This window comes from Methylophaga sp. UBA5088 (assembly GCF_002414625.1).
Lineage (GTDB): Bacteria > Pseudomonadota > Gammaproteobacteria > Nitrosococcales > Methylophagaceae > Methylophaga > Methylophaga marina.
Genome location: NZ_DIAC01000036.1, coordinates 43,123 through 53,839, shown reverse-complemented (window position 1 = coordinate 53,839; position 10,717 = coordinate 43,123). Strand labels below are relative to the sequence as shown.

At 42.4% G+C, this 10,717-nt stretch carries 10 protein-coding genes; 2 read left to right on the top strand and 8 right to left on the bottom strand.

Annotation, left to right across the window (positions count from 1 at the left end; all coding sequences use genetic code 11):
- The 5 genes from B4K20_RS05175 to B4K20_RS05155 all read right to left on the bottom strand — a co-directional run.
- The coding region (locus tag B4K20_RS05175) for an ATP-dependent zinc protease (RefSeq protein ID WP_289282125.1) at nucleotides 1–304 on the bottom strand (304 nt) is incomplete at its 3' end.
- 54 nt (nucleotides 305–358) lie between these two features.
- Nucleotides 359–1,087, bottom strand: a complete 729-nt coding sequence (locus B4K20_RS05170) for a succinate dehydrogenase/fumarate reductase iron-sulfur subunit (RefSeq protein WP_289282124.1) — start codon at nucleotides 1,085–1,087, stop codon at nucleotides 359–361.
- Nucleotides 1,084–3,024 (bottom strand): fumarate reductase/succinate dehydrogenase flavoprotein subunit, encoded by a 1,941-nt coding sequence (locus B4K20_RS05165; protein ID WP_289282123.1) that lies wholly within the window; start codon nucleotides 3,022–3,024, stop codon nucleotides 1,084–1,086. Before B4K20_RS05165 ends, B4K20_RS05170 begins: the two co-directional genes overlap by 4 nt.
- Nucleotides 3,024–3,608 carry a succinate dehydrogenase gene (locus tag B4K20_RS05160; protein WP_289282122.1) on the bottom strand — a complete coding sequence of 195 codons (585 nt, stop codon included), beginning with the start codon at nucleotides 3,606–3,608 and terminating at the stop codon, nucleotides 3,024–3,026. Before B4K20_RS05160 ends, B4K20_RS05165 begins: the two co-directional genes overlap by 1 nt.
- Before the next feature lie 2 nt (nucleotides 3,609–3,610).
- Entirely contained in the window at nucleotides 3,611–4,114 is a 504-nt protein-coding gene (locus B4K20_RS05155) for a hypothetical protein (RefSeq protein WP_286304383.1), read from the bottom strand.
- A 176-nt stretch (nucleotides 4,115–4,290) separates the two neighbouring features.
- On the opposite strand from B4K20_RS05155, the gene metG reads away from it, so the two are divergent.
- Nucleotides 4,291–6,318: a methionine--tRNA ligase gene (gene metG, locus B4K20_RS05150; protein WP_289282121.1), complete on the top strand. Its 2,028-nt coding sequence runs from the start codon at nucleotides 4,291–4,293 to the stop codon at nucleotides 6,316–6,318.
- A 68-nt stretch (nucleotides 6,319–6,386) separates the two neighbouring features.
- On the opposite strand, the gene B4K20_RS05145 is transcribed toward metG, so the two are convergent.
- The 3 genes from B4K20_RS05145 to B4K20_RS05135 all read right to left on the bottom strand — a co-directional run bounded on the left by B4K20_RS05145 (nucleotide 6,387) and on the right by B4K20_RS05135 (nucleotide 10,313).
- Nucleotides 6,387–6,806 carry a pilin gene (locus B4K20_RS05145; protein WP_289244710.1) on the bottom strand — a complete coding sequence of 140 codons (420 nt, stop codon included), beginning with the start codon at nucleotides 6,804–6,806 and terminating at the stop codon, nucleotides 6,387–6,389.
- Between the two features lie 162 nt (nucleotides 6,807–6,968).
- The gene (locus B4K20_RS05140) at nucleotides 6,969–8,687 is read right to left on the bottom strand and encodes a PglL family O-oligosaccharyltransferase (protein WP_289282120.1); all 1,719 of its coding nucleotides are present in this window, start codon (nucleotides 8,685–8,687) and stop codon (nucleotides 6,969–6,971) included.
- A gap of 33 nt (nucleotides 8,688–8,720) precedes the next feature.
- Nucleotides 8,721–10,313 carry a tetratricopeptide repeat protein gene (locus tag B4K20_RS05135; protein ID WP_289282119.1) on the bottom strand — a complete coding sequence of 531 codons (1,593 nt, stop codon included), beginning with the start codon at nucleotides 10,311–10,313 and terminating at the stop codon, nucleotides 8,721–8,723.
- A gap of 145 nt (nucleotides 10,314–10,458) precedes the next feature.
- Between B4K20_RS05135 and B4K20_RS05130 the strand changes: the two genes are divergently transcribed.
- Nucleotides 10,459–10,717, top strand: a 259-nt coding sequence (locus B4K20_RS05130) for a metal-dependent hydrolase (RefSeq protein ID WP_289282118.1), incomplete at its 3' end; no start/stop codon positions are given.

Here is a 10,717-nt window from a genome sequence, read left to right as displayed (position 1 = left end):
GAATCACATAACGTTTTTCAGTATGCCCTCCATAATCCGTCACATTGCGCTGATCAATGACTATCGCTTCACACCATTTAATAGTGTCAGTATCACCTTGATTAGGATGAACGCCAAATCGCACCCACAGTTGCTGCTCTTGCTCAAATTCTTCTACTGAGAAGGCGTGGATGGCAGACGTTCTGGCCCCCGTGTCCACTTTCGCTTTAATTCGATTCAAACCAAGTTGAGGTAAACTAAGCCACTCTCGCCAACCTACAATGATAGGGTCGTTGGCGATAGGTTCGTTTTTATCTTCTGTCATCAGATATCAGCCGTTTGTTTTGCTAGGATTAATGATAGCACTGGGCAGAATGCGTCAACGATTCTGATAAAGCAGACGGTTCATTGTGGTAATAGCGCTGACCTTGATCTCTTTAGGGCAAACACGCTCACATTCTCGATAGTTACTACAACTACCAAAACCTTCTTCTTCCATTGCGTGCAATAATTTTGCGGGACGTTGTTTGTCCATTTGTCCTTGAGGCAAAACCGACAAATGTGCAATTTTTGCTGCTACAAATAATGTAGCTGAGGCATTTGGACAGACTGCGACACAAGCACCACAGCCAATGCAGGTAGCTGCATCAAATGCCTCATCGGCAACGTGCTTCTCTATCGGTAAAGTATTCGCTTCACAGGCCGAACCTGTCCGGATAGGAATATAACCGCCAGCCTGAATAATACGATCAAAGGCACTTCTATCGACGATGAGATCTTTGATAATGGGGAAAGCAGTGGCTCGCCAGGGCTCAATCCACAGTTCTTTTTCATCTTTGTAATCCCGCATGTATTGCTGACAGGTTGTTGTTGCCTGTTGTTTACCATGCGATGTGCCATTGATAACAAGATTGCAGGATCCACAAATCCCTTCCCTGCAATCAAAGTCGAATGCCACCGGATCTTCACCTTGTAGTGTCAGCTTATCATTTAGTGCATCCATCATTTCCAGAAACGAGGAGTCTTCACTCGCCTCAATTTCATACGATTTGAAATCACCCTTTTTATCGGGTCCGGATTGTCGCCAGATATTCAGTTTAAAAATCATTGGTAATTTCTTATGCTGGGTCGAACAAAATCAAAATGCAGATATTCACGATAAAGCGTTGGGTGACTGACATCACCACTATACTGCCATGCCGCCACGTAGGAATAATCCATATCGTTTCGTTTGGCCTCACCCTCCTCTGTAAGGTGTTCTTCACGTGCATGGCAGCCACAAGATTCTTCCCTGTCCAGCGCATCAATACACATCAATTCCGTCAATTCAAAAAAGTCGGCCACACGACCTGCACGCTCTAACGTTTGGTTTAATCCCTCTTCCGAGCCTGATATTTTAACTTTTTGCCAGAATTGCTGACGCAGAGCTTGTATGGCTCTAATCGCTTGTTCCAGTGAAGACTTGGTTCGCGCCATGCCACAGGCATGCCAGAGAATCTGACCAAGTTGCCGATGAAATTCATCAGGCGTGATTGATGGTTCCGGCGCATTCATCAAACGGTTGATACGAGTTTTGGCTGACGCCATCGCTTCATCAATCTGACTGGAATACTGCTCTGCCTTGATGGGTTTCTGTTTCGCTAAAAAATCCGCTACCGTGGTCGGCAAAATAAAATAACCATCCGCCAGCCCCTGCATCAGTGCACTTGCGCCCAACCTGTTCGCACCGTGATCTGAGAAATTCGCTTCGCCACCGGCAAACAAGCCATTAATCGTTGTCATTAAGTTATAGTCCACCCACAACCCCCCCATGGTGTAATGCACAGCGGGATAGATTCGCATAGGGGTTTCATAAGGGTTCTCAGCAGTTATACGCTGATACATTTCAAACAGGTTGCCGTACTTTTCTTCGACGGCAGCTAATCCCTGCTTTTTGATAGCCTGAGCAAAATCAAGATAGACGCCCAGTTTTTTCCCTTCAATTTCAAAGCCGACCCCACGGCCTTCATCGCAGATTAACTTCACTGCTCGAGAGGCAATATCCCGTGGCACCAAATTACCAAACGACGGATACATTCGTTCGAGAAAGTAATCGCGATCCTCTTCAGGAATATCTTCTGGCCGTTTATCACAATCCGCTTTGTTTTTTGGTGCCCACACACGACCATCATTGCGTAGCGATTCACTCATCAATGTCAGTTTGGACTGTAACTCACCATGTTGTGGAATACAGGTAGGATGAATCTGGGTAAAGCAAGGATTAGCGAACAAAGCGCCTTTTTTGTGGGCTCGCCAAATCGCAGAGGTGTTACAACCTTTGGCATTAGTAGATAAATAAAAAGCATTACTGTAGCCACCGGTACAGAGCACCACACAATCAGCAAGATGACTTTCCAATTCACCTGTCACTAAATCACGGGTCACAATACCGATAGCCCTGTCACCATCCATTATGAGCTCTTGCATTTCACAGCGTGAACGGTGAGTAATCGTTCCTTCTGCAATCTGTCTACTCATCGCCTGATAAGCACCGAGTAAGAGCTGCTGACCCGTTTGTCCTCTGGCATAGAATGTTCGCGAGACCTGAGCGCCACCAAAGGAACGATTGGCTAAATACCCCGAATATTCACGTGCAAACGGCACGCCTTGAGCCACGGCTTGATCAATGATCGCCGTGCTCAATTCGGCTAGACGAAAAACATTGGATTCTCTGGCTCTGAAGTCGCCGCCTTTAATGGTGTCGTAGAACAGACGCCAGACACTGTCGCCATCATTCTGATAATTTTTGGCCGCATTAATACCACCCTGAGCAGCAATACTATGAGCACGACGCGGGCTATCCTGAAAACAAAAGGTTTTTACATTAAAACCCATTTCGCCTAATGAGGCAGAAGCAGAAGCCCCAGCCAATCCCGTTCCAACCACGATGACTGTATATTTTTTGCGGTTGGCCGGACTGACAACGCGAGAGTTATATTTATGTTGCTTCCATCTGTCCTGTAATGGCCCTTTGGGTGCATGACTATCTAATTCAAACTCATTCATCACACTAACCACACATAAACAGGAATAGAAACAAAACCCAGTGCCAACACAGCCACTGCCGAATGAATAGCAATATGGTGCATTTTGGATGAAATCCCTAAGGTTTGAAGAACATTAATCAATGAATGCTGTAAATGCATCGTTAATATAAACACGCCCATCAGATAAAACAGTGTGATGAATGGAGAGCTGAACCAGTCGAGCAAAGACGCTCTGACATCAAATGGATTCACATACAAAGACTGCAGAATATGAACGATAATAAATAGGAATAAGAGGATAATGCTTAAGGTCACCAGGGAAGCGGGTATATGAAACTTATCGTGTTTTTTATAACTAACCTGTCTGGCATGACTGTTTTTACGGCGTATATTGACTGCTGCCCGAACATGAACCCACAAACAAATCAATACGATGGCTAACACTGGCCAACGTATCCAGGCTGAATTATAAATCTGATAAAACTGGTTAAAGCTATCACCAAAAAAGAAACTGAGATTGGACAACATATGAAACAGGAGATAAACGCTTAATACCGTTCCTGCAATGGTCATGGTGCGTTTTTGTATCTGTAATAACGTCATGCTCAGCTTTCCATATCCAGTCTGGCATCCTTGCTGTCAGGTCGCGGTTTCAGGTTTTCTTTTTCAATGGTTCGGATACAGCTATTCCAACGTAGTGTAGCCTCATCATTATGTTCGGGACGTATTTTTTCCGCCTTCTGATAAAACTGTAGCGCTTCGATAAAATAATCATAAGCAAACACTCTGGCCATACTTTGAGTCAGCATAAACCTGGCGCGGCGCTCATGAAGGAGCCCCGTGTAATAAAACTGTTGATAGCGACTTTGTAACTTTTCAATGGCTTCTTCAATCGACTTTACTTGCGTCTTTTTACCGGCATGATGTAGCTGGTCACTTAAGGCCAGTATGTAGAGCACGATGGCTTTTTGGTTATCAGGCTCGATATGCAAAATATCCAGACAAATACTTTCGGCAATCTCAGGCTCAGCAAGTGAACGATATTGGCGTGCTTTTTCCAGTGCCAGCTCAACCGAATCAGCATGAATATTATGTAGATGAAGATCCATTAATTACCCCGAAATGGCAGACGTAACACAAGCAGTGTTAACTCCAATCTAATGCAAAGACTGATGCATTTCAATATTACGATGAAACAGCGAGAGAAAGCGGATGTTTACATGGTGTAAACACCCTAATTCTGGTATCTTTTATGGCTTTTATCACGGTTAATTTCGGTTCACTCATGCAAAGAAAAATTCTGGTCACCAGCGCTCTTCCCTACGCCAATGGTTCAATTCATCTGGGCCACATGGTGGAATACATCCAAACTGACGTCTGGGTTCGTTTCCAGAAAATGCGTGGCAATCAATGTTATTACGTCTGCGCAGATGATGCGCATGGCACACCGATTATGCTGCGTGCACAAAATGAAGGTATTTCGCCTGAACAGCTGATTAGCGATGTCAGTAAAGAGCACCAGGCTGACTTTTCTGAGTTCAATATTGGTTTTGATAACTTTCATAGTACCCACAGTGACGAAAACCGAGCCTTAGCCAGTCAGATTTATTTAGCTAACCGAGATGCGGGTCATATTGAAGCCAGAACCATTAGCCAAGCCTACGATCCAGAAAAAGAAATGTTCTTACCCGATCGGTTTATTCGAGGCGAATGCCCAAAATGTGGTGCAGCGGATCAATATGGTGATAACTGTGAAGTCTGTGGTGCCACTTATGAACCCACTGAACTCAAAAATCCGGTGTCTGCTGTATCAGGTGCCACCCCTATTACCAAAGAATCAGAACACTATTTTTTCAAACTCGGTAACTTTGAAAAAACACTAAAAGAATGGACTAATAGCGACCATCTACAGCCTGAAGTCACACGTAAACTCAGCGAATGGTTTGATAGTGGTTTGCAAGACTGGGACATTTCACGTGATGCCCCCTACTTCGGTTTTGAAATTCCAGATACGGATAATAAATTCTTTTACGTATGGATGGATGCACCGATTGGTTATTTAGCCAGTTTCAAAAACTTCTGTGATCGTACAGGTGTGGATTTTGATGAGTTTATGAAGCCCGGCAACAACACTGAGATGGTGCACTTCATTGGTAAAGATATTATCTATTTCCACGCCCTATTCTGGCCTGCCATGTTAGAAGGCGCGGGTTTCCGTCAGCCGGATAATATCTATGCGCATGGGTTCCTGACTGTCGATGGCAAAAAAATGTCGAAATCTCGGGGTACCTTCATTAAAGCACGTACCTATTTGAATCATCTGGATCCAGAATATTTACGTTATTATTTTGCAGCCAAACTCGGTAGTGGCATTGATGATATCGATTTAAGTCTGGAAGACTTCCAAACCCGAATTAATGCTGACTTAGTCGGTAAAGTCGTCAATATTGCCAGTCGCTGTGCGGGTTATCTGAGTAAAAAATGTGATGGTCAGTTAACTGATTCATTGGCTGATGTAGCCTTGTTTGAAAGCTTCACCAATCAAGCTGAGTTGATAGCAGAACGCTATGAAAAACGTGAGTTTGGTCAGGCCATGCGTGAAATTATGGCTTTAGCTGATCGGGCTAACCAATATATCGATGAAATGAAGCCGTGGGCGCTGGCCAAAGAAGAAGGCAAAGAACAAGAAGTCCAGGCCATTTACAGCATGGGCATTAATTTATTCCGTGTGTTAATCGCTTATTTAAAACCAGTATTACCAAAAACGGCTGAACAAGCTGAAGCCTTCCTTAATATCGAACCATTGAACTGGACTGATATTGCATCGCCACTGCTTGGTCATACGATAAATAAATTCACACCGTTGATGACACGTATCGAAAAAGAAAAAATCGATGCGATCATTGAAGAATCAAAAGAAAATATGACAGAAACAAAACCAGCAGAAAAGCAAACTACAAGCAATACGAATATTGATCCGATAGCTGATGAAATCCAATTTGATGATTTCGCCAAGATCGATTTACGCATTGCCAAAATCGTCAATGCAGAGCATGTGGAAGGTGCAGATAAATTGCTTAAACTCACCTTAGATATTGGCTTAGGTGAACGTCAGGTGTTTGCAGGCATTAAATCAGCCTATTCTCCAGAAGACCTTATCGGTAAATTAACCGTGATGGTCGCCAATCTAGCGCCACGTAAAATGCGTTTTGGTTTATCAGAAGGGATGGTCTTGGCTGCAGGACCAGGTGGAAAGGATTTATTTATCTTAAATCCAGATAATGGCGCTCAGCCTGGGATGAGAGTGAAGTAATCTCACTTAGTACAGACGAAAAAAAGCCCCGCATTGCGGGGCTTTTTTAAGTCAGCTTAGTGAAGCCATTAACATAACTCGGCTCTCGCACAAACAGTAGTCCAAGTAGTTGTTCCATTAGCAAAGTTACCAGTCATAGTAAACGTATCTGCAGCAGTAATACCACCCACTGCATTAGGTGTCACAACAATTGTTCCTGCACCATTATTCCAAACAACATTGTCAACCATTTGAGTAGGGTCTGTACCAGCAGCCATGTTAGCAGGAACACCATTACTACCAGCCGCACAGCTAGCAAAACCATTATTGACTTGAGCACATGTTTCAACAGCTGTTTTAACAGCAGTAGCTGCCATGACTACTTCCGTGTAACGTGCTTTTTGCGTGTACTGTTGATAAGCAGGTAATGCAATTGCAGCCAAAATACCAATAATCGCAATGACGATCATCAACTCAATTAATGTAAAACCTTGTTGGACTTTTTTCATGTTTTATCTCCGTATCTTTTGATGTAAGCACTACGCTTAAACTTCACTAATACAGTTATTGTGCCAACTGTACTTCCATTGATTTTTCATACACTTATAGAAATAGATTGAATTACTTATTTATTACATATGTTAGCCAGTGTCAGAAAGTGACACTTTATGTCACTTTCTTGAGCAGGTTGCTAAATATTTCTTTAAGCCACCATTCCATGGATAAATCTTTAATGCACGTTCAGCAACTAAACAACTTTGTTGTTTAGCCTCTAACGCCTCAAAGCCGTTAATGACATCTTCAAATAGTTTTAAGTCAGGATTAATATCTAATTCCTGTTGAAACTGATTGAGTAGTTGGGTGATTTTCTGTTTATCGTCATTTTTAATTGCATAGTAGAGCACGCTACCGTTCGCCATCGCTCTGGCATCAGCTTGAAAATAAGGATTTATCAATGCCTGCTGAAGTGGCTTATCAGTTGAGCGACCATAGACATAATCAGTGATATCTTTTTGTGCCGAGGCTGTTTGTAATAAAAATATTAATGAAGTAAGGCCAAATACAAATGTAATACCCCGGATAGAATGCTTTGCCTTCAGACTAAGTTGATTACTTTTATCAGTAGATATGGCTTTTAGTGCAACAAAAATAAGAAATAACCACACGAACCAGTGTAATGATGAAATATAAAATGGCAGTTCAAGCATGTTATGCGTAGATATGGGTAACAACAATGAAAAATAGGCGAAACTTGTTAACCCATAAAACCTTGCTACAGACCATAGTGTTGAAACTAACGCTATCAGAATACCAATAACGGCTATCGCCCCCCCCTCAATCGCCCACATCAGAATTTCATTGTGTGGGTGGCCAAGCGTGTATGGCATATGCTCAACATTTGGATACTTTGGATACAACTCAGCTGAATGATTTAACCACTCACTTTTATAACTCCCGATACCATGCCCAAAAACAGGTGATGATTGAATGGAATCCAGAGCAGCACCATAGATAACCACCCTAGCTTCTGAGTTGTTTGCCTTAACTAAGCCATATGTCTTATCAACAGTTTTATTCAAGCCAGACGGACCAGAAAACAATACATATGATGTTACTGAGCCCACTGACAACAAGACAATCACGCCAAGGAGTTTTGTTTTATTTTTCCTTAGTGTTTTTGCCAATCCTATAGTGAGGAAAATCAGCCCCAATGCTAAAGAAAGTAACCCAAGTCTAGAGCCCGATGATACTAAGACATAGGTACTCAATGTCATAGATACATAGAGAAATGCTTGGATTGTTTTTTTTGTATTTTCTAGTGATATAAACAGTAGATAAATAGCAATTAATAATGTTGTAGCTAGATAGCTAGCTGTAACATTCACCTGCTGGAAAATCGTCGTAGGCAATAAAGTTTTGGTACTTGTTATCGAGTTTTCGTCACTAGCTTGCAAGGGGTGCATTTGAACTATCCCATACAGAGAAATGAACAAACCCGATAGAACAATAAAAAACAGCACACGCTCAATAGACAAGCTTTTGAACTGAAACAAACCAAACAGAAAAATAACGCCTGCAAGGATGTATAAAATTCTGAATAACCAAGTCACAGGCTCAACCACACCCGCTATGACAGCCGATAATAAAATGCCGGCTGGCAACATCAATAGATAAAGGTAATTTTTGGGTAGAGTAATCGTGTCACTACTGGCGATATGCCAGAGCATATAACCAATAACCAATGTTGCAGCAAACCAAACCGAAATATTAAACGGTAAATCAAAACCCGTACCACCAATACTCGATGTAATGTAAAACGGCGAAATAACAAATAATAAAAACAGCAGACCTTCAAGAATTCTGCTGGGCGATAAAGATTGGTTTTGCATTGTGCAATATCCTTTTGGCTTTATTTATTCAATTCACATTGGCTTCAAATCAAACGCAATACAAATACGTTCCTCATCTGAGCTGAATGGAATGGTGCGATGGAAGCAGGATGAGGGAAACATCACCAAGTCACCTACTTCTGGAGCAATAGTCTTTGTGGGAAAGTTGTCGTGTTTTTTTGGGTAATCGTCACCATGCGTGCTTAGCTCAATACTACCTTCATGTTCGTGCTGCTTATTTTTTGGTAATGACAAGTACAGCGAACCACTGACCCAACCTTCCTCATGAATATGGGAAGTCAGGTGACCGCCACTTTTCATTTTCACATACCAGGAGCTGGCGAACTCGGTAGTTTTAGGGAACCCTTTCACAAACTGGCAGTTTTCACCTGCAAATGTTTGACGATACCGTTCCACTGCCTGAGCGACATATTCAGCCAGTTGTCGGAAGGAGGCTTCAGGGCGTTTAAATAAATTCCCAGAAGATTGCACACCGTTGTAGAGTCTTCCCTGCGACTTTTCATCCACATCGCAGGTATGAATATCTTGTAAAAGCTGATTTAAAAACACAGTATTGTTTTTTATCTCAGGTATTTCAGTATGAAACACAAAGTCCAGTGGATTTTTACAGAAGTTGTAATCATTCTCGGTGCCAAAGTTTTCAGCATAATGACCAGCCAGCGTGGCTAAAAATGGCGAGTTATCTTTACTGCGTTTTAATGCATCAAGGCCGTTTTTAAACTCCTCAAACTGCCCTGTTTTATACAGACAGTATAAAGAACGCTCCTGCCAGTCAGCATATTGTGAGCGTTGAAAATGTTCCAAGGCACCCTGCAAATCACCACTATCATAAAGGTAAACCGCCAAACTATAGTTTGCCATCGGTAAATCAGGATTGAGTTCTAAAGCCCGTTTATAGGCAGCAACGGATTCTTCATAGCGGCCTTGATCGCGTAACACTTCACCCACACTACGATGCACATCTGCATAATTCGGGTTGAGTTCTAATGCTTTGTTATACGCAGTAATGGCTTCACCTAATTTGCCTTGGTTTTTGTAGGCTGTGCCTAGGTTGAAGTAAATCTGAGCATCCGAATGAATGGCCAGTGCCCGCTTGTATGTGTCGATAGCTTCAACCAACATGCCCTGCTCTTGTAAAACAACCCCCAAGTTCACTATGGCTTCATAAAAGCCTGGTTCCAGATCGATGGCTTTTTGATAATTCTGACTTGCTTGGGGATATTGTTTTAAGGCTTGATGAGCAATGCCCATATTATAATAAGCGTCGACCAAACCAGGTTTGATACTAACGGCTTTTTTATAACTTTGAATGGCTTCTTCATGACGATTCATATTGGTCAGCAGCGCTGCCACATTAAAATGCATCTCAGCAATACTGGGATCAATTTTTATCGCTTTGCGAAAAGCGTCGACAGCCTCTTTGGTTTTATTTTGTCCGGCGAGAGCATTACCGTACAAGTTATGCAAGACAAAAGCGTTAGGAAACTGCTTTAACAATTTCTTCGCCATTGATTCTGCTACTGCTAGCTGGCCAGAATTCAAAGCATTCACAATGGGTTGAATTTCAGCTTGAGATACTTGTCTTAATGAGGCATTTTTTTTCATGTTGAGCTCAGGGTCTTGAATTCAGCGGTTAGAGGTATCATTTAAAGCAGTTGAATGTAGCGTAGGGAATTTCTTCCCGCAACACTTGATTAAGCATCAAACCTCACAGTCATTGACTCATTTACTTTAAGGTTAAAGAAATCAGATGGATACAGTAACACAAGCTTTACTCGGTGGCGCCGTAGGGTATATGGTCGCGGGTAAAAAAGCCCCACGAAAAGCGGTGTTATGGGGAGCAGCGATAGCTGTATTACCTGATTTAGATATTTTCATTCCTCATGAAACCGATTTAGCGTCCATGACTTTACACCGTAGCTGGACACACTCCTGGTTTGTGCAGACAGCTATTGCTCCTTTACTAGCTATGTTATTCCATCGTTTCGACCGGAATAAAACGTTTAGCT